General features: G+C 70.9%; 16 protein-coding genes and 1 pseudogene. 9 read left to right on the plus strand and 8 right to left on the minus strand.

Annotated elements, in window-relative coordinates; translation table 11 throughout:
* Nucleotides 1–23: 23 nt before the first annotated feature.
* The 3 genes from ACFWIS_RS19915 (at nt 24) to ACFWIS_RS19925 (ending at nt 5,809) form a co-directional block, all read left to right on the plus strand.
* Nucleotides 24–2,282, plus strand: a complete 2,259-nt coding sequence (locus tag ACFWIS_RS19915; RefSeq protein WP_380456521.1) for a putative Ig domain-containing protein — start codon at nt 24–26, stop codon at nt 2,280–2,282.
* Between the two features lie 138 nt (nt 2,283–2,420).
* The gene (locus tag ACFWIS_RS19920; protein WP_380456519.1) at nt 2,421–2,582 is read left to right on the plus strand and encodes a hypothetical protein; all 162 of its coding nucleotides are present in this window, start codon (nt 2,421–2,423) and stop codon (nt 2,580–2,582) included.
* Nucleotides 2,583–3,259: 677 nt separating this feature from the next.
* Entirely contained in the window at nt 3,260–5,809 is a 2,550-nt protein-coding gene (locus tag ACFWIS_RS19925) for a carbohydrate-binding module family 20 domain-containing protein (protein ID WP_380456518.1), read from the plus strand.
* Between the two features lie 95 nt (nt 5,810–5,904).
* On the opposite strand, the pseudogene ACFWIS_RS19930 reads toward ACFWIS_RS19925, so the two are convergent.
* The 4 genes and pseudogenes from ACFWIS_RS19930 to ACFWIS_RS19945 all read right to left on the minus strand — a co-directional run.
* A pseudogene (locus ACFWIS_RS19930) lies at nt 5,905–6,066 on the minus strand (IS1380 family transposase); the annotation flags it as partial.
* Nucleotides 6,036–6,236 (minus strand): hypothetical protein, encoded by a 201-nt coding sequence (locus ACFWIS_RS19935; protein ID WP_380456608.1) that lies wholly within the window; start codon nt 6,234–6,236, stop codon nt 6,036–6,038. The pseudogene ACFWIS_RS19930 and the gene ACFWIS_RS19935, both read right to left, overlap by 31 nt.
* 181 nt (nt 6,237–6,417) lie before the next feature.
* Nucleotides 6,418–7,014 (minus strand): NADPH-dependent F420 reductase, encoded by a 597-nt coding sequence (locus ACFWIS_RS19940; RefSeq protein WP_380456516.1) that lies wholly within the window; start codon nt 7,012–7,014, stop codon nt 6,418–6,420.
* Between the two features lie 42 nt (nt 7,015–7,056).
* Nucleotides 7,057–7,875 carry an inositol monophosphatase family protein gene (locus ACFWIS_RS19945; RefSeq protein WP_380456514.1) on the minus strand — a complete coding sequence of 273 codons (819 nt, stop codon included), beginning with the start codon at nt 7,873–7,875 and terminating at the stop codon, nt 7,057–7,059.
* Nucleotides 7,876–8,012: 137 nt separating this feature from the next.
* Between ACFWIS_RS19945 and ACFWIS_RS19950 the strand changes: the two genes are divergently transcribed.
* Nucleotides 8,013–8,921 (plus strand): LysR family transcriptional regulator, encoded by a 909-nt coding sequence (locus ACFWIS_RS19950; protein WP_380456512.1) that lies wholly within the window; start codon nt 8,013–8,015, stop codon nt 8,919–8,921.
* 182 nt (nt 8,922–9,103) lie between these two features.
* Here ACFWIS_RS19950 and ACFWIS_RS19955 read toward each other — a convergent pair whose 3' ends face one another.
* The 3 genes from ACFWIS_RS19955 to ACFWIS_RS19965 form a co-directional block, all read right to left on the minus strand.
* Nucleotides 9,104–10,213 carry an FAD-dependent oxidoreductase gene (locus ACFWIS_RS19955; RefSeq protein WP_380456510.1) on the minus strand — a complete coding sequence of 370 codons (1,110 nt, stop codon included), beginning with the start codon at nt 10,211–10,213 and terminating at the stop codon, nt 9,104–9,106.
* A 773-nt stretch (nt 10,214–10,986) separates the two neighbouring features.
* Nucleotides 10,987–11,901 (minus strand): 5'-3' exonuclease H3TH domain-containing protein, encoded by a 915-nt coding sequence (locus ACFWIS_RS19960; RefSeq protein ID WP_380456598.1) that lies wholly within the window; start codon nt 11,899–11,901, stop codon nt 10,987–10,989.
* A 56-nt stretch (nt 11,902–11,957) separates the two neighbouring features.
* Complete coding sequence (locus ACFWIS_RS19965; protein ID WP_380456508.1) at nt 11,958–13,031, minus strand: cation diffusion facilitator family transporter; 1,074 nt, start codon at nt 13,029–13,031, stop codon at nt 11,958–11,960.
* A gap of 123 nt (nt 13,032–13,154) precedes the next feature.
* Between ACFWIS_RS19965 and ACFWIS_RS19970 the strand changes: the two genes are divergently transcribed.
* Nucleotides 13,155–13,472, plus strand: coding sequence for a hypothetical protein (locus ACFWIS_RS19970; RefSeq protein WP_380456506.1), 318 nt, complete (start codon nt 13,155–13,157; stop codon nt 13,470–13,472).
* Between the two features lie 197 nt (nt 13,473–13,669).
* On the opposite strand, the gene ACFWIS_RS19975 is transcribed toward ACFWIS_RS19970, so the two are convergent.
* Complete coding sequence (locus ACFWIS_RS19975; RefSeq protein WP_380456504.1) at nt 13,670–14,398, minus strand: gamma-glutamyl-gamma-aminobutyrate hydrolase family protein; 729 nt, start codon at nt 14,396–14,398, stop codon at nt 13,670–13,672.
* A gap of 196 nt (nt 14,399–14,594) precedes the next feature.
* Between ACFWIS_RS19975 and ACFWIS_RS19980 the strand changes: the two genes are divergently transcribed.
* The 4 genes from ACFWIS_RS19980 to ACFWIS_RS19995 all read left to right on the plus strand — a co-directional run bounded on the left by ACFWIS_RS19980 (nt 14,595) and on the right by ACFWIS_RS19995 (nt 19,436).
* Nucleotides 14,595–15,980 (plus strand): glutamine synthetase family protein, encoded by a 1,386-nt coding sequence (locus ACFWIS_RS19980; RefSeq protein ID WP_380456596.1) that lies wholly within the window; start codon nt 14,595–14,597, stop codon nt 15,978–15,980.
* Between the two features lie 3 nt (nt 15,981–15,983).
* The gene (locus ACFWIS_RS19985) at nt 15,984–17,351 is read left to right on the plus strand and encodes an aldehyde dehydrogenase family protein (protein ID WP_380456502.1); all 1,368 of its coding nucleotides are present in this window, start codon (nt 15,984–15,986) and stop codon (nt 17,349–17,351) included.
* A gap of 6 nt (nt 17,352–17,357) precedes the next feature.
* On the plus strand, nt 17,358–18,146 hold the full coding sequence (locus ACFWIS_RS19990; RefSeq protein WP_380456500.1) for a 3-oxoacyl-ACP reductase: 789 nt from the start codon (nt 17,358–17,360) through the stop codon (nt 18,144–18,146).
* A gap of 120 nt (nt 18,147–18,266) precedes the next feature.
* Nucleotides 18,267–19,436 (plus strand): DUF2510 domain-containing protein, encoded by a 1,170-nt coding sequence (locus tag ACFWIS_RS19995; protein ID WP_380456498.1) that lies wholly within the window; start codon nt 18,267–18,269, stop codon nt 19,434–19,436.
* Nucleotides 19,437–19,521: the final 85 nt, after the last annotated feature.

The raw sequence follows: 19,521 nt of genomic DNA on the forward strand, positions 1-19,521 counted from the left end.
CGCGCCACCCCAGGTACCCGGTCTTGAGCGGTCTCGCCACGCTCGCCGCCGCGACTGTCCTGGGGGCGCTGACCGCGGCTCCGGCGTTCGCTGAGGCAGCGTCAGTCGCGAGCAGCGGTTCGGTGCAGGTCAAGCACCTGTGCGCCGCCCCGAAGCAGGCCCACATGATGTCCTGCCTGGCGTTGGTGCGTACCGACGTGAAGCAGTCCGCCGCCATGTCGGCCAACGCGGTGACTCCGAACGCCACGCCGTCCGGCTACGGTCCCAGCGATCTCCTCAGCGCGTACAACCTCCCGGCCAATGGCGGCGCCGGGCAGACGATCGCGATCGTGGACGCGCAGGACGACCCGAACGCCGAGGCCGACCTCGCGGTCTACCGCTCGCAGTACGGCCTGCCGTCGTGCACCACGGCCAATGGCTGCTTCACTAAGGTCGACGAGTCGGGCGGCACCAGCTACCCGAGTGCCGACTCCGGCTGGGCCGGCGAGATCTCGCTCGACCTCGACATGGTCTCCGCGATCGCCCCGAACGCCCACATCCTCCTGGTCGAGGCAACCTCGGCGAACACGGACGACCTGGGCAAGGCCGTCAATGAGGCGGTCGCGCTGGGCGCGAAGTTCGTCTCCAACAGCTACGGCGGCTCCGAATCCTCCAGCGACACCTCGTACGACACCTCGTACTACAACCACCCCGGCGTCGTCATCACCGCCTCCGCCGGAGACCAGGCCTACGGTGCCGAGTACCCGGCCGCCTCCCCGTACGTGACCGCCGTTGGCGGTACCTCCCTGAGCAAGTCCTCCAACTCACGCGGCTGGACCGAGAGCGTGTGGGGGAGCACCTCCAGCACCTCGGGCACCGGCTCCGGCTGCTCCGCCTACGACCCCAAGCCCAGCTGGCAGACCGACACCGGCTGTTCCGAGCGCACCATCGCCGACGTCTCCGCCGTCGCCGACCCGGCGACCGGAGTCGCCGTCTACGACAGCTACCAGACCAGCTCGAGCTGGAACGAGTACGGCGGTACCAGCGCCTCCGCACCGATCATCGCGGGCGTCTACGCCGACGCGGGGACCCCGGGCACCGGCGACAACCCCGCCAAGTACCCGTACCAGCACACCAATGCGCTCAACGACGTCACCAGCGGCAGCAACGGCACCTGCACCCCGAGCTACCTGTGCACCGCAGGCACCGGCTACGACGGCCCCACCGGACTGGGCACTCCCAACGGCCTGACCGCCTTCGCGGCCAGCAGCAGCACCACCGAGACGGTCACCGTCACTAACCCGGGAAGCCAGACCGGAACTGTGGGAACGACCCTCGCGAAGCAGATATCCGCCACCGACTCGGCGGGCAAGACACTTACGTACTCGGCCTCAGGCCTTCCGGCGGGCCTGTCGATCTCCTCGTCGGGCCTGATCTCCGGCACCCCGACAACGGCCGGCACGTCCACCACTATCGTCACCGCCACCTCCGGCACCGCCTCCGGCTCGACCAGCTTCAGCTGGACCGTCAGCGCGCAGAACACCAACACGATCACGGTGGCAACCCCGGACAACCAGACCGGCACGGTCGGCACAGCCGCCTCGCTGCAGACCAAGGCCAGCGACTCCGCCTCCGGCCAGACCCTGACCTACTCGGCCGCGGGTCTTCCGGCCGGCCTGTCGATCAACTCCTCGACCGGTCTGATCTCAGGCACCCCGACCACGGCGACCACCTCGTCCGTGACCGTCACCGCCACCGACGGAACCGGTGCCACCGGTTCGACCACCTTCAGCTGGACCATCGCGTCCGCCTCCAGCGGCTGCGCCGCCGGTCAGCTCATCCGCAACGGCGGTTTCGAGAACGGCACTTCGCCGTGGTCCGGCAGCACCGCCACGATCGGCCAGAGCGCCCTGTACGGCCTCGCCGCGCACTCGGGCAGCTACGCCTCCATCCTCGGCGACAACGGCTACGCGTCCACCGAGACCCTCGCGCAGACCGTGAGCATCCCGGCCGGCTGCACCAACGCCACCTTCTCCTTCTGGCGCTACGTCGCTACCTCCGAACCGGCCCTCGGCGCCGCCGACACCCTCAAGGTGCAGGTCCTCAACTCCTCCGGCACCGTCCTGGCCACCCTGCACACCTACAGCAACCTCAACGCCGACAGCCAGTGGGACCAGGCGTCCTTCTCGCTGAGCCAGTACGCCGGCAAGACCGTCACCCTGAAGTTCACCGGCACCGAGACCGACGCCTACTACGGCACCACCGCGTTCGGACTCGACGACATCGCACTCAACGTCTCCTGACAACCGCACCCGGCTGAACGGCGTCCCCAGGCGGCGCCCGGGGACGCCGTTCGGTCGCAGGAACTGCCGGGGCTAATCGTTCTCCTGGCCACTGTCACCACCCAGGAGATCAGGCGCACCCAGCACCACACCGTCAAGGTGAGAGTCAACGGCTCCACCTCCGCCACCAGCTGCGGCCACATCCAGCGCACCGTCGACCTCCGCGCCCACAAGGACAGGACCGGGAGGCTGGCTTTCGACGGTGGCGCGGACGCTCACCTCGCTGCCACCTTCCTGTTGGACGACATCCGGACCGGCTGAACACCCCGGTCCACCCGCAAGACTCCTGCGGCCGGACCCCAAGCTGTGGGGGCGGGCCCGGCCGCAGGACCAGCGCGAGCGAACGTCGAAGGCATGCTGGCCGCCAAGGGCAGATTCGGCACGTCAATCCTCGCCTCCTAGGTCGGTCAGCTCGTCGCTGACCGGCCTCAGGCGTGGCAGCAACCGGCTGATGGCCACGAACTCGCGCAGGGGCTGAACGCTGTTCAGCCCCTGACTTGCCGTCGGCTCACGGAGTGAGCATTGCGGGCGCATGTCCTCGGCACTCGGCGAGGTTCCCTCCGCCGGCGGCGACGCTCGCGGCGGGTGAAGGCGACGTCGGAGCTCCACGGGCCGAGGAGCTGGACACGTAGTGATGCAAGTTCTTGCTGATAGTTTCAGAAATGGGCCCGTCTGGACCCTTGACCGTCATGGGCCATCTACGGGAGTGTCGTCTTCCGCAAGGGCCGAGATCGCGCCACAGCGCGTGTCGCCGCACGTCAGAGCAGTGCGAACAGCCGAGAGGGACCCTCGGCCGCAACCAGACCGGCGACGCCCCCGGGCGGAGTGCAGTCGCGCTCCGCCGCTCCCCACCCGCCGTTGCCGCGGCCCCGACCAGGGTCATCCGACACCACACCCTGCCACCCGCGGCCCGGCTGCCCCACCTCTGGAGTAGCTCCGTGAATCTCTTCCGCAGATCCCAGGCCGCCCCGCCGGCCTCCCGCCGCACCCGCAGAGTCCGCACCGGACTCCTGGCCGTCGGCGCGCTCGTGACCGGAGTCGTCATCCCCCTCACCGTGCAGGGCGCAGCACACGCCGCCACCCCGAACGGCGGTGACATCGTGGCCAACCTGTTCGAGTGGAACTGGAACTCGGTAGCCAACGAGTGCACCACCGTCCTGGGCCCGAAGGGCTACGGCGCGGTCCAGGTCGCACCCCCGGAGGACTCGATCCGGCTCGGCGCCAGCGGCCACCCCTGGTGGGAGGTCTACCAACCGGTCGGCTACGACCTCAACAGCCGCATGGGCACTGCGGCGCAGTTCGCCGCGATGGTGACGGCCTGCCACAACGCGGGCGTGAAGGTCTACGCGGATGCCGTGCTCAACCACATGGCCGGTGCCAACCAGTCGACCACCGACTCCTACGGCGGCGACGCCTTCAACAGCTCGTCGTTCTCGTACTCGCAGCCCGGCTACGGCTCCGGTGACTTCCACGCCTATCCGGGCAACTGCCCGAACTCCAACCTGGCGATCAACGACTGGAACAGCCAGACGCAGGTTCAGGAGTGCGATCTGGTCTCGTTGGAGGACCTCTACACCGAGAGCGGCCACGTCCAGCAGACCGAGGCGGGTTATCTCAACAGCCTCATCGGCCTGGGCGTGGACGGCTTCCGCTTCGACGCGGCCAAGCACATCAACGCCAACGACCTGTCGGCGATCCTCTCGAAGGTGAACAACACCACCTGGACGGGCAGCCGCCCCTACGTCCTCCAGGAGGTCATGCCGGGCGGCTCGGGCGGCCTCGCCCCGAGCACCTACGAGGGCATGGGCCAGGTCATCGAGTTCACCTACGCCCAGGACCTGAAGAACCAGTTCAACGGCAACATCTCCAACCTCCAGAGCTTCGGGCAGAGCTGGGGCATCGAGCCGGCCGCGAGCTCGGGCTCGATGGTGACCAACCACGACACCGAGCGCAACGGCTCGACCCTGAACTACAAGAACGGCGCCACCTACGTCCTGGCCAACATCTTCCACCTCGCCTGGGGCTACGGGACTCCGCAGGTTTACGCCAGCTTCACCTGGAACAGCACCGACGACTCGCCCCCGGCCGACGCCAACGGCTTCGTCAGCAACACCGACTGCTCCAACGGCTGGTACTGCACCGACCGCAACCAGGGCATCGCCAACATGGTCGGCTGGCACAACGCCGCCGCCGGCCAGCCCGTGGCGAACTGGTACAGCGACGGCTCCAACCTGATCGCCTTCAGCCGCGGTTCCAAGGCCTGGGTCGCCATCAACAACGAGACGGCCACCCAGACCCGCACCTTCGCGACCGGCCTGCCCGCCGGAACCTACTGCGACGTCATCCACGGCGACTACACCGCCGCCAACGGCTCGTGCAGCGGCCCGACCGTGACCGTCGACGGCAGCGGCAACGCCACAGTCTCGATCGCGGCCAAGGACGCCGTCGCCCTGTACGGCAAGGTCGGAACCAGCCCCTCGCCGTCCCCGACCCCGACCGGCACGACCTCCCCGTCGCCGTCCCCCACCGCCACGGCCACCACCTCGCCCTCCCCGACCGCGACCGCGACGTCCACCGCGACGTCGACCGCCACCGCGGGCCAGGTCGCCGAGACGTTCACCGTCAGCGGCGCCCCCACCAGCGCCCCGCTCTACCTGGTCGGCTCGATCAACCAGCTCGGCAACTGGGCCCCGGCCTCCGCCGTCCCCATGACCCAGTCAGGCTCCACCTGGATTACCACCGTCAGCCTGCCGCAGTCCACCGCGATCCAGTACAAGTACATCCAGAAGGACTCCTCCGGGAACATCACCTGGGAGCCTGCAGCGAACCATTCCGCCACCACCGGTTCCGGCACCACGGCCGCACTGACCGACACCTACAACGGCTCGAGCACCAGCGTGAGCGAGACGTTCAACGAGTCCGCCACCACCTGGACGGGCCAGAACGTCTACCTCGTCGGCTCCATCCCTGCCCTGGGCAACTGGAACACCGGCAGCGCCGTCGCGCTCTCCTCCGCGAACTACCCGACGTGGAGCGGCACCGTCACCCTGCCGCCGAACACCACCTTCCAGTACAAGTACGTCAAGAAGGACCCCGACGGCACCATCGAGTGGGAGTCCGGCGCCAACCACACCGCCACCACCGGCGCCTCCGGCAGCGCGACGATCAACGACACCTGGAACACCGCCGCCACCACCCCGGTCGGCGTGACCTTCAACGAGAACGAGACCACCGCCTACGGCACCAACGTCTACCTGGTCGGCGCACTCTCCGCACTCGGCCAGTGGGACACCAACCAGGCGATCAAGCTCTCCTCCGCGAACTACCCGACCTGGTCCACCACCCTCAGCCTCCCGCCGAACACCTCCTTCCAGTACAAGTTCATCACCAAGGACTCGAACGGCAACGTCACGTGGGAGAGCGGCGCCAACCGCAGCTACACCACCGGCGCCTCCGGCTCCGTGACCCTCAACAGCTCCTGGCAGTGACACCGACCCTCGGACGAACTGCTGTGCCCCGCCGAGCGCTGCACGGCAGGGCACAGCAGTCCCGGCCGGGGTACGAAGGCGCCCATGTCCAGGCCGGCCGGGATCTTCGGCACGGCCTCGTGGATGGCGTCGGTGATGGTCATCCCGACCGAGTAGGAAGGCCATCGGCCTCGCGCGGTGAGCCAGTTGAGGAAGTCGTGGGTGCCGCCGGCGGAGTCGGTGCGGATCAGAGTGCGCCGTCCGCGCCGGTGCCTTCGGCGGCGGCCACTGCGTCGTGCACGCTGCCGACGGGCTCGACGTCGCCCGCGAGGGTGGAGAAGCTGTTCACGAGGTCGCGGTTCTCCGCGACCGTTCGACTCTCCGGTGCCGGTTCGCCTCCTTCGGCCAACTTCTCGAGCAGGGCATCGATCTGGGGGTCGAGGGACATAATGAGGACCTTCCTGGCGCCGGCGTGATGACACGGATGGGAATAGCTGTTCCAATTTCTGCAAGTCGCAGGAGTGGAGCAGCGTCAGCGTGATGCCGTCCGGCGCTGAGTCGCCGGCCCTGGCTGCGCTGTCGCATCCGTTCTGGACGTGGGCCCGCCGGGGGCGGTGCGCTGCGTACGGTCAGCGGGCGATCGAGATTGCGAAGGGCGCGAATCCGCTGGATCGGATCACGTGCGGGACGAAGAGGATCGCGCCCTCGGTGGCGCGGGCGGTCTGGATCCCGCCGAGGTCGGTGATCCACTCCTTGTGCCAGCCGAGGTCGGTGAGCAGTTCACGGACGGTCTGCTTGGCCTGCGGGTCGTCACCGGAGAGGAACGCGGTCGGTGTCTGGGCGAGCGCGGCCGGCGCGGTCATCACCGGGAAAAGCATGGTGTTGAGTGTCTTGACGACGCGCGTTTGCGGGAGCGCTTCCTGGAGCTGTTCGGCGAGGCTCGAGCCGGGGTAGAGCAGGTCGGCTGGCAGTCCGTCCGGTCCGTCGAGGGTGGCGTTGGAGACGTCGACGAGGATTTTGCCGCGCAGTTCCTCGCGCAGGGCGGCGAGCCGCTCCAGCGAGCCGGCGCCCGGGGTGGCGTTGATGACGATCCGGGCTGTTCGGGCGGCGTCGGCGGCGGCCCCCGGTGCGCGGTCCGCCACAGTCACTTCATGGCCTTCCCGGGTAAGGGCTGTGGCCAGGTTGCCGCCGACGCGGCCGTTTCCGAGAACGGCGATCGTGGTCATGATGATGTGGTCCTTTTCGTGGGTGCGGGTTGGGTTGCGCGGTCAGTGGGAGAGCGTGGCGACGGCCTGGGCGTGGACGCCGGGCGCGGCGGCCAGGAAGCTCTCGCTCTGCGGGGTCCAGGGGTGGCCCTGGGCGTCGGAGATCCGTCCGCCGGCCTCGGTGACGAGCAGCGCGCCGGGGAGCAGGTCGGCGCGGGCTCCGGCGAACTGCCAGAAGGCGTCTATCCGGCCGGCGGCCACGTTCAGCAGGTGCAGCGTTGCGGGCACGGACGTCCGCACGACGAGTGCGTCGAGGAGCATCGCGGTGATCGAGGCGCCGACGCGTCGCACGACCTCCTCGTCCTCGTCCGGCCGGGCCTGGCTGGTGGCCACGATGCTCAGGCCGAGGTCCGCAGTCCGGGAGACCTGCAGCGGCCGGCCGTCGAGGTGGGCGCCCGCGCCGGTGAGCGCGGTGTAGGTCTCGCCGGTCAACGGCAGGTGGACCGCGGTGAGTACCGGCTGGTTGTCGCGCACGAGGGTGGCGGTCACCGCCCACTCGGGCAGGGCGTGCAGGTGGTTGACGTTGCCTTCGGCCGGGTCCACGACCCACCATTCGCCGGGAGGCAGGGCCCCGCCGGCGAGCTCGTCCGCCACCCAGCCGGCGTCCGGGCGCAGGCAGGTAAGGCGGGGGCGCAGGATGTCGAGGGCCGCATCGTCGTTGGCGGCGAGCGCACGCATCAGCTCCTCGCGGCTCTGGTAGCGGACCACCTCGCCGAAGCGCTCGCGCAGCGCCGAACCGGCCGCACGCACGGCGATCGCGGTCTGGCCGAGCAGGTCGGCGTCCACGGCGGCGACGTCACTGGTCTGAAGCATTTCGAACATGGTGAACTCCCTTGTGAGAAGGAGGAGATGGGGCCGTTCGGGCCGAACCGTGCGCTCTGTTCAGCGCCCTGGTCTCGACGGTATACAGCCCATTGATTAACTTCAAATGCATGTAAAGCACGGCTAGGATTACTCACATGCAATTGGATTTGAACCTGCTGGCCGCGCTCGACGCGCTGCTGGAGGAGGGCAGCGTGGCCGGGGCCGCCGCACGCCTGCACGTCACCGCCCCCGCGATGAGCCGGAGCCTTGGCCGGATCCGGCGCACGACCGGGGATCAGATCCTGGTGCGCACCGGCCGCACGATGACCCCGACGCCATACGCGATCGCCGTCCGGGCACACGTGCACGAGCTGCTGCACCAGGTCCAAGGGGTGCTGGCACCGAGCCGTGAACTCAATCTGGCAACACTGGAGCGCACCTTCACACTCCGCTGGCACGACTCCCTCGTCGCCATGAGCGGCCCCGCACTGCTCTCGGCCGTACGGGAAGCGGCGCCGGGCGTGCGACTGCGCTTCGTCGCGGAATCGAGCACCGACACCCCCGAGTTGCGGCGCGGCGAGGTCGACCTGGAAGCGAACGCCAACCGCCCGAGCGCACCGGACATCCGTGCCGAGAACGTGGGCGAGAGCCCTCTCGTCATCGTCGTGAGGCAGGGGCACCCCCTCACCCGTGTAAGGACCCTCACCGCACAGCGGTACGCCGCCGCTGAGCACGTCACCGTCTCGCGACGTGGAAACCTCGGCAATGCCCTCGACGACGCCCTCGCGCGGCTCGGCCTCGCCCGCCGTGTGGTGGCGACCGTGCCCACGGAGGCGGCCGCGCTCGAGTTCGCGCGCGGCTCCGATCTCCTGGTCAGCGTCCCCGAAGCCACCACGCGCTCGGCGGTCGCCGAGCTCGGCCTGGTCGCGCTCCCCGTCCCGCTCGAACTGCCGTCGGCACCGGTATACCTGTCATGGCATCAGCGCTACGACACCGATACCGCCCACGCCTGGCTGCGTGGGCTGGCGCGAACCGCACTGGCCACGGGCAGAGCGTCGTCGTAGTCGGCGCCGCCCGGCCGCTTCGCCATACGCCTTACGACCACCTCGGTGCCGCACGGTCGACCGCTGTGCGGACCCGCATCGGATCACCAGTCCCCGACGGTAGGCGTACACGACCGAGCTGAACGGGGCCGCAAAGCCCGAGCTTGCCGCGACGGCAGGACACGAACGCGATACACGTCGCTTCAGGAGGCCGTCGCGGGAACGAGGTTGTCGAGTCCCTTCGCACTCCCCGTCGCGGCCTCGATCGAGCGCGGCAGCATGATGCTCTCGTAGGCGCGGACGGCGTCGTCGACGCTGGACTCGGTGACGACAGCGTGGGCGAGGTCGGCGCCGTCGAGCATGGCGAGGTTGGCGCCTAGCCCGACGGGAGGCATCAGGTGCGCGGCGTCACCGAGCAGCGTGACGCCGGGAACGTGTTCCCAGGTGTGCGGGGCGGGCAGGACGAACAGGGACCGGTGGATGAACCCGTTGTCGATGTTGCGCAGGACGGAGCGCAGGCTCTCGTCCCAGCCGTCGAACAACCTCAACAGATATGTCCGCACGGCCCGCTGGTCGCCGAGGTCGACACCGGCGGCCTCATACCAATCCTTGGGCGCGCGAAGCGCGATGTAGGCGCGGATGTGGCCGTTGCTGTTGCGCTGGGCGACCAAGGTCCTGCCGACGCCCTTCGCCAGCATCGACCCGTTGCCGACCAGCCGCGCGAGGTCGGGATGGCGGGTGTCGCAGTCGTCGAATCCGGTCTCGACGAAGGTGACACCGGTGTAGCCGGGGATGGCGGGCGACAGAGCCGGGCGCACGCGTGACCAGGCACCGTCGGCACCGACCACCAGGTCGAAGTCCTCGGCGGTGCCGTCACCGAAGTCCAGCCGGCAGGTGCCGTCCGCCAGCGGGGTGACGCCGTTGACGGCACGGTCCCACCGCACCGTGCCCTCGGTGAGCGAGTCCAGGAGCAGACCACGCAGCTGGCCCCGGTCGATCTCCGGCCGACCGCCGTCGGCGGACGGCCCCTGCTGCGCCAGGAGGGCGGCGGTGGCGAAGTCGAGCACCCGCCACTCATCCCCTTCGGGGCGGGCGAGGGCATGGAACCGGTCGAGAAGCCCTGCCGCACCGAGCGCGGCCTGGCCGGTATCGGGATGCATGTCGAGGGAGCCGCCCTGCGGACGGGAATCGGCAGATGCCTCGCGTTCGAAGACGGTGACGGAGCGGCCGTGCTGCTGCAGGACTCGGGCACAGGTGAGGCCGCCGAGGCCGGCGCCGACAATCGCGATGCGGGGATCACGAGCAGAGTTCATGGGAGTGTCCCTCGGGAGGTGGGTGAGCCGCCGGGAGACCCGGCACCACCAAGAAAGCACACTCGGTAAATAAGTGCAACGACTCAACTTTTGCAGTTGATTCACCCTGGGATAGGGTATGCGGGTGACCGAACAGACTGGCCGCCGCGAGCGCAAGAAGGCCAAGACCGGCCAGTCCCTGGCCGACGCCGCACTCGAGCTCTTCCTCGAACGCGGCTGGGCAGCCTCCCATCCGAGCAACTGACCGGGCTGCCAGGCGCCCCGGTGCGCGCGGAGGCGGTGCGCGCTCGGGGCCATCAGGATGATCAACCGTCAGATCGGGGTGCGTACACCGGAGTGATGCCCGGCCGGGATTCTGGCGCTGGTCGTGGGCGGGTGTCTGCGGTCCTGATCGCCCGGCGGGGACAGCATTGCGCCTCACGTTTTCCTCGAGACTGCCCGCGCTGCCGCTGGAGTACAGCGCATCGTCGCCGTCGTCCGCCAGTCGGGGGCCTGGTGGCGACTCAGGCCCAGCACCCGGCCCGCCGACCCTGACGGGACACCTACCGGAACAACGCGTGGCGCGGCGCTGATGTCGCACCGATGGCCGCGAACATCCCGTGGGATCTCTATGCGAACAGGCCCGCCGACGGCAAACCGGCCACCTGTCCCACTCCCTCCTTCGACGCACCCGGCGCGGAGTTCATCCCCCCGCGGCGACCAGTGCACCCTCGGGGTGCCGAGTCTCGGGACGTGCCGGGGAGCCAGTGCGGAGACGGACGCGGGCTCCGTTCTTAGCGGGCGGTCGCGAGGGTGTCGAGGAGGCGGGTGAGGGAGGTGCCAAGGCCCCAGTGGGTGGAGAGCTCTTCCAGGGCCATGGGGTCGAGGGGTTCGTGGGGGAGGGTGGGGTCGAACTCCGGCAGCGGGACGTCGGTGGCGACGCGGACAACGGTGGGGGCAACGTCGAGGTAGGCCGCGCCCTCCAGGAGGTTCTTGCGGCGGGCGGGGGTGAGCTTGGAGAGTGGGTCGGCGGCTGCGGCGCGGATGCCGGCGAGGTCGCCGTATTCGCGGATGAGTTGGGCGGCGGTCTTCTCGCCGACGCCCTTGACGCCGGGCAGGCCGTCGGACGGGTCGCCGCGCAGGGCCGCCATGTCGGCGTACTGGGCGCCGCGCACGCCGTACTTCTCCAGCAGCAGCGCGTCGTCGGTGACCTGGAGGTTGCCCATCCCCTTGACCGGGTAGAGCACGGTGATCTGCCGTGCGTCGTCGACGAGTTGGAAGAGATCGCGGTCACCGGTGACGATCTGCACCGGGCCCTTGGCGCGGGCGGTGAGGGTGCCGATGACGTCGTCGGCCTCGTAGCCGGGGGAGCCGATCCGGGCGATGCCCAGGGCGTCCAGCACCTGCTCGATCACGGGGACCTGCGGGGCGAGGGTGTCCGGCACCTCCTCCTCGCCGGCCTCGGCCGCGGCCGGCTCCTCGGCGACCCGGTGGGTCTTGTAGGAGGGGATGAGGTCCACCCGCCACTGGGGGCGCCAGTCGGCGTCCATACAGGCGACGAGTTCGTCGGGCCGGTGGTCGTGGACCAGCCGGGCGATGAAGTCCAGCAGGCCGCGGACGGCGTTGACCGGCTCACCCTGCGGCGAGCGCAGGGTGTCCGGTACGCCGTAGTAGGCCCGGAAGTACAGGCTGGCGGAGTCGAGGAGCATCAGTCGCGGTGCGGTCACGACTCAGATCATGCCGCACCGTGACGACAACAGCGGGCTCAGTGCTCGTGCGGGCCGGCACGGTGGACCGGGCCGTGGGCGTCGGCGCAGTGCTCGGCGGGTGACTCGCCGGGGCCGGCGATCTGCAGCAGGGCGCCCGCCTCGTCCTCGCCGACGTGGTCGACCTGGAGGGTGCTGTGGGTGATGCCGTACTCCGTCGAGAGCCGGCGCTGGAGTTCGCGCCGGACGGCGTGGCAGTCGCCGCCGGGGGTGACCAGGATGTGCGCCGACAGGGCGGGCTGGTTGGAGGTGATCTCCCAGATGTGCAGGTCGTGGATCTCCTCGACCAGCGGCTCGGTGACCAGCCGGTCGGCCACCGCGTCCGGGTCGATCCCGGCCGGGGCGGCCTCCAGGAAGATCCGCCCGGAGTCCCGGACCAGGCCGATGCCCGCCTTGAGCATCAGGGCGACCACGATCAGCGAGGCGATCGCGTCGGCGCGGACGAAGCCCGTGGTCAGCACGATCAGGCCGGCCACGGCGGTGGCGATGAACGCGTACAGGTCGGTGAGCACGTGCTGGAAGGCGCCCTCGACGTTCAGCGAGCTGCGGTTGGCCTTCGACATGCACCAGGCGGCGGCCAGGTTGACCACGATGCCGATCAGCGCGGTGATCAGCACCAGCGAGCCGGTGACGTCGGGCGGTGTGATCAGCCGGGTGACCGCCTCGTAGCCCAGCCAGGCGGACAGGACGAGCAGGGTGACGCCGTTGGCCTGCGCGGAGAGGATCTCGGCGCGCTTGAGCCCGTAGGTGTAGCCGCCGCGGGCCGGGCGGGCGGAGAGCCGCATGGCGATCAGGGCCAGCACGATCGAGGCGGCGTCGGTGAGCATGTGCGCCGCGTCGGAGATCAGGGCCAGCGACTGGGCGGCGAAGCCGACCACGACCTCGCCGGCCATGAAGACGACGATCAGGGTGAGGGCGCTGACCAACCAGCGGCGGTCGGCGTCGGCGGCGACGCCGTGGGAGTGCCCGCCGTGGCCCCCGTGGCCGTGCGCGTGGCTGCCGTGACCTCCGTGGCCCTGTGAGTTCTGGTGGTCATGCGCATGATCATCGTGGGAATGCTCGTGCCCGGCCATCGAAGTCCTCTCTGGACGTACGGGTGGGGGTGACGGGGTGCGATCGCCCGCACTCGAAGTGAACCGCAGAATCGACAAAGATCCAAAGGCTGAACTGGTGACCGTTGTCGTTGCCGTCCGGTGGTGGTCCGGACGGGTGGCGGGCGGGGTGTCCGCGCCCCGGCCCGCTGGATCGGCCACCACCGCTTCCGCCGCCTCGCCCGCCTCCACACCCGCACCGGCGCCCACCTCGCCCCCACCTCCGGCCCCGAGTTCCGCGACCGGGCCACCCACCTCCTCGGCCCCGACGGCATCCACCCCTCCCCGCACGGCTACGCCACCCACGCCACCCGCGTGCTCCCCGCCCTCCTCATCGCCGCCGCCCGCCTCCCCCTCCCAGCCTCGGCCGCCCCTGAGTCCCCCACCCGTCGCCTCCCCTTTCGTGCTGGTGGCCGATCATGAGGGGATGCGACCCGGCTACGTCCAGCGACATCGTCGGACCTGCCACGAGTCGAGGGGGACGCTGGGCCGTTGTTGCGGTAGCACGGTGAACTGACGTGCGTGGTGGGTACGTTGGACGCGCATCGGGAGGTATCGCTCCTGGTGCCGATCCCCGGGGTGGTGGTAGCACCGCCGGGGTCGACGCGGTTGTCGCACTGTCAGCCCAGCGCGACCGCGTCCAGCGAGGCGGCCGTGGCCGCGCGGACGAGGGCCTGCATGAGGCGGAGGTCAGTGCCCTGTTCGGGGTGCCACTGGACGCCAACCATGAAGCCGGGGCCCTCGACCGCCTCCACCGTCCCGTCCGGGGCGAGGGCGCTGACGCGCAGGCCGGTGCCGAGGCGGTCGACGGCCTGGTGGTGGAAGGTCGGCACCTCCAACTCGCTCTCCGGGAGCAGGCCGCCGACCAGGGTGCCCGGCACCGGCCGGACGACATGGGCGCCGTAGCACCCCGGCGAGCCCGCGTGGACGTCCATCTCCACCACGTCCGGGAGGTGTTGGATGAGCGTCCCGCCGCACACCACGTTGAGCACCTGCATCCCCCGGCAGATCCCCAGCACCGGCATGCCGGCCGCCAGGGCGCCGCGCAGCAGGGCGACTTCCCAGGCGTCGCGTTCCGGGGAGTCGACGTCCGTCAACGGGTGGGCGGGCTCCCCGTAGTAGGCCGGGTCGATGTCCGGGCCGCCGGCGATGACGAGGGCGTCGAGCCGGGCGAGCACCTCGGGTGCGCGGTCGGGGGCGTCGGGCGGCAGGAGGACGGCGATGCCGCCGGAGTTCTGCACGTACGCGGTGTACCGCTCCGGCACCAGGGCGACGCGACGGCCGCGCCAGTCGCTCCAACTCGCGTCCACCAGGTAGGTGCTGACGCCGATGAAAGGCCTGCGATCCATGGCGGGCATTCTCCTCCCGTACCGTCCGGTACCTCGTCAACCACGCGTCCCGGCGCGCCACACGCGCCCGCCCTCTTCCGCGCCGTGAACCGCAGGCCGTACGGTTCGCTGTGACCGCTCGATCTCGAAGAGTGATCGAAGAGTGATCGAGGAGAAGGGTTCCGGCATGTCCGAGAACGCCATGCCCGAGAACGCCATGCCCGAGAACGCCCCGGCGGGTTCGCGGCCCCGGCCGCCACTGACCCTGGACGAGCTGCGCGTCCTGGTGGACGCGGGCGAGGTGCACACCGTCGCGCTCTCCTTCACCGACATGCAGGGCAGGCTGCAGGGCAAACGGTTCGCCGCCCGCTTCTTCCTCGACGAGGTGGCGGAGCACGGCGCCGAGGCCTGCGACTACCTGCTGGCCGTGGACGTCGACCTGAACACGGTGGACGGCTACGCCTTCTCCTCCTGGGCCACCGGCTACGGCGACTTCGCGATGCGCCCCGACCTCGCCACCCTGCGGCTGACCCCCTGGCAGCCCGGCACCGCCCAGGTCACCGCCGACCTGGCCCGGCACGGCGGCCACCCGGTGGACGCGGCCCCGCGCCAGTTGCTGCGCCGCCAGATCGCCCGGCTCGCCGAGTACGGGCTGACCGCGGACATCGGCACCGAGCTGGAGTTCCTGGTTTTCCGCGACACCTACGAGCAGGCCTGGCTTGGCGGTTACCGCGGGCTGACCCCGGCGAACCTCTACAACGTGGACTACTCGATGCTGGGCACCGCCCGGGTCGAGCCGCTGCTCTCCCGGATCCGCAACGAGATGGCGGGCGCCGGGCTGACCGTGGAGTCCGCCAAGGGCGAGTGCAACCTGGGCCAGCACGAGATCGCGTTCCGCTACGCGGACGCCCTCACCACCTGCGACCAGCACAGCGTCTACAAGACCGGCGCCAAGGAGATCGCCGCCCAACAGGGCTGCGCGCTCACCTTCATGGCCAAGTACGACGAGCGCGAGGGCAACAGCTGCCACATCCACCTGTCGCTGCGCGACGCGGTCGGCGCGCCCGCCTTCGCCGACCGGGACGGCCGGATGACCGACACCATGCGGCACTTCCTGGCCGGGCAGCTCGTCGCGCTGCGCGAGTTCAGCGTGCTGTACGCGCCGAACATCAACTCCTACAAGCGCTACCGCCCGGGCTCCTTCGCCCCGACGGCCGTCGCCTGGGGCCGGGACAACCGCACCTGCGCCTACCGGGTGGTGGGGCACGGCCCGGGGCTGCGGATGGAGAACCGGGTGCCCGGCGGGGACGTCAACCCGTACCTCGCGGTGGCCGGGATGATCGCGGCCGGCCTGCACGGGATCCAGCGCAAGCTGGACCTGCCGACGCCCTGTCTGGGCAACGCCTACGCGGTGGAGGAGTACGCCCGGGTGCCCGGATCGCTGCGCGAGGCGGCCGGGCTGTGGGCGGAGAGCGAACTGGCCCGGACGGCGTTCGGGGACGACGTGGTCGAGCACTACCTGAACATGGCCCGGGTCGAGCAGGCCGCCTACGACGGCGCCGTCACCGACTGGGAGCGCTACCGATCCTTCGAACGGATGTGAGCCGTGACCGAGCCCAGTACGAGCACCGTCCGCAACCCCGCCACCGGCGAGCTGCTCGCCACCGTCCCGGACACCACCGCCGAGCAGTTGGACGCGGCGGTCCAGCGGGCCCTGAAGGCCCAGTCGGGCTGGGCGGCGCTGGCGCCCGGTGACCGGGCCCGGCTGCTGCGCCGGTTCGCCGACCAGGTCGAGGTGCACGTCCCGGAGCTGGCCGCGCTGGAGGTGAGCGAGGCCGGGCACACCCTGGGCAACGCCCGCTGGGAGGCCGGCAACGTCCGGGACCTCCTGGAGTACGCGGCCGGGGGCGTGGAGCGGCTGACCGGCCGGCAGATCCCGGTGGCCGGCGGCCTGGACGTGACCGTCCACGAGCCGATCGGCGTGGTCGGGGTGATCGCGCCGTGGAACTTCCCGATGCCGATCGCCGCCTGGGGCTTCGCCCCGGCCCTGGCGGCCGGCAACGCGGTGCTCCTCAAACCCGCCGAGGCGACCCCGCTGACCGCGCTGCGGCTGGCCGAACTGGCCCTGGCCGCAGGGCTTCCCGAGGGGCTGCTCCAGGTCGTCCCGGGGGCCGGCGGCACCACCGGGCGGGCGCTGGTGGACCACCCGGCGGTGCGCAAGATCGTGTTCACCGGGTCGACCGTGGTCGGCAAGGAGGTCGCCGCCCGCTGCGCGGCCCGGGCCAAACGGGTCACCCTGGAGCTCGGCGGCAAGAGCCCGAGCGTCGTCTTCGCCGACGCCGACCTCGCCCGCGCCGCCGACCCGATGTCCTTCGCCGACAACAGCGGCCAGGACTGCTGCGCCCGCAGCCGGATCCTGGTCCAGCGCGAGGTCTACGACGACTTCCTGGCGCTGCTGGTGCCCGCCGTCGAGGCGCTGCGCACCGGCGACCCCACCGACCCGGCCACCCAGCTCGGCCCGCTGATCTCGGCCGCCCAGGTCCGCCGGGTCACCTCCTACGTGACCCCCGACCTGCCCGTGCTGGCGCGCGGCGAGGTGCCGGACGGGCCCGGCTACTGGTACCCGCCGACGCTGCTGGCGCCCGCCGACCCGGAGGTCCCGGCGGTCACCGAGGAGATCTTCGGCCCGGTCGCCGCCGTCCTGCCGTTCACCGACGAGACCGACGCGCTGCGCCTGGCCAACGCCACCCGCTACGGCCTCTCCGGCTCGATCTGGACCAGGGACGTCGGCCGGGCGCTGCGCCTGGCCCGGGGCGTGCGGGCGGGCAACCTGTCCGTCAACTCGCACTCCTCGGTGCGCTACTGGACGCCCTTCGGCGGCTTCGGCGATTCGGGGGTGGGCCGCGAGCTGGGGCCGGACGCGCTGCGCCACTTCACCGAGACCAAGAACGTCTTCATCCACAGCGAGGAGTGACAGTCCATGACCGAGCAGGACGCCACCGTCTGCCGCCGGCTGGTCGGCCGTACCGCCGTGGTCACCGGCGCGGGCAGCGGGATCGGCCTGGCCGCCGCCCGCCGGCTCGCCTCCGAGGGCGCCGAGGTGGTCTGCGCGGACCTGGACGAGCAGACCGGGCGGGCGGCCGCCAAGGAGGTCGGCGGGTTGTTCGTGCACACCGACGTCACCGACCCGTACATGGTCGAGGCGCTGTTCGACGAGGCGTACGAGACCTACGGCAGCGTGGACGTCGCCTTCAACAACGCCGGCATCTCGCCGCCGGAGGACGACTCGATCCTGACCACCGGGCTGGACGCCTGGCGCAAGGTCCAGGAGGTCAACCTGACCTCGGTCTACCTGTGCTGCAAGGCCGCGCTGCCGTACATGCGCCGGCACGGGCGCGGCTCGATCATCAACACCGCCAGCTTCGTGGCCCGGATGGGCGCCGCCACCTCGCAGATCTCGTACACCGCCTCCAAGGGCGGGGTGCTGGCGATGTCCCGGGAGCTGGGCGTGCAGTTCGCCCGGGAGGGGATCCGGGTGAACGCGCTGTCGCCCGGGCCGGTGGACACCCCGCTGCTGCGCGAGCTGTTCGCCGCGGACCCGGAGCGGGCGGCCCGCCGGCTGGTGCACATCCCGCTCGGCCGGTTCGCCCGGGCCGAGGAGATCGCCGCCGCGGTGGCCTTCCTGGCCAGCGACGACTCCTCGTTCATCACCGCGAGCGAGTTCCTGGTGGACGGCGGCATCTCCGGGGCGTACGTCACCCCGCTGTAGGGCCCGGAGCGCCGGTCCGGCCGGTCCGGTGGGGCTTCTCACCGTAATCTCATCGAAAACCTCCGGAATTCCCGGCTGCGCTGATTTCGCGTTTATCCGGCTACCTTTAGATTCTTTGCTGTGAGTGAGCAGATTCCCGCCGGGTGGTACCCGGACCCGAAGGACACCACCAGCGACCCGAGACCGCAGCGCTGGTGGGACGGCAAGGGCTGGACGGCCGACACCCGGCCCGCACCCTCGGACGCCCCGCAGCCGGAGCCCCCGGCCGCCGCGGCTCCGGAGCCGGGAGCGGCGGACCGTCCCACCGTGCTGGAGGGCGAGGTGCTGGAGAGCGGGCCGACGGTCCGCTACCCGGAGCCGCCGCCCTTCGGCACCGCCTACGGCGCCCCCGCCGAGCCGCCCGGCAAGCCCCGGCGCAAGCCGTCCAAGCTGGTCGTGGCCACCGTGGTCGCCGCCGTGCTCGGCCTGGGCGCGGGCTCGGGGATCACCTACCTGGCGATGGACGGCCACGGCGACAACCGGGCGCAGCGCAGCGCCGCCCGCGCCCAGCCGGCCCCGAACGGGGACGGGGGGCTGTTCGGCTTCCCCGGCCTCGGTGACGGCAACGGTGGCAACGGCGGTGGCGGCAACGGCAGCGGTGGCGGCAGCGGCAAGGGCAGCGGGAAGTCCAAGCCGGGCGCCAACAAGGCGATCGACCTGGTGAACGGGCTCACCCTGCCCACCCCCTCCGGCTGGCAGGCCGGCACCACCAACGACGGCTACGCCGCACTGACCATCGGCGCCTACAAGTGCCCGGACGGCACCGACAGCTGCACCCTCGGCGGCGTGAACACCGGCCGGATCACCGGCGGCGGCACGGACGCCCAGGCGGCGGCGAAGGCCGACATCGACAAGGCGGTCAAGGACTCCTACGGCGATGTCACCGGGCACCAGGAGCTCAAGTCCGAGGCCGTGAAGGTCAACGGCCAGGACGGCTACCTGGTCCGTTGGAAGGTGGACGCGGCCAAGGGCAACAGCGGCTACGTGCAGACGGTGGTCTTCCCGACCGCCGACGGCAAGGCGCTGGTCTCGGTGCACTTCGGCTTCGACATCGCGGACAAGGCGCCGGACGTCTCCGTGATGGACACCATCGTGAAGGGCATCGCCGACTTCAAGGGCAAGATCCCGGGCCTGCCCGGGATGCCCGGCCTGCCGGGCTCCGGCGGCGGCTCCGGTGGCTCCGGCTCCACCGGTGGCTCCGGCAGCGGCTCCTCCGGCGGCCCCGACGGCTCCGGTACGACCACCACCTGAGCCCCGCGCTCCTCACAGCAGGACGGCCCACCCGGGAGGAAACCCACCCGGGTGGGCCGGCGCCGGCAGGGCCCGGGTGCGGCCC

This window comes from Kitasatospora sp. NPDC127060, from assembly GCF_042724935.1.
Taxonomy (GTDB): domain Bacteria; phylum Actinomycetota; class Actinomycetes; order Streptomycetales; family Streptomycetaceae; genus Kitasatospora.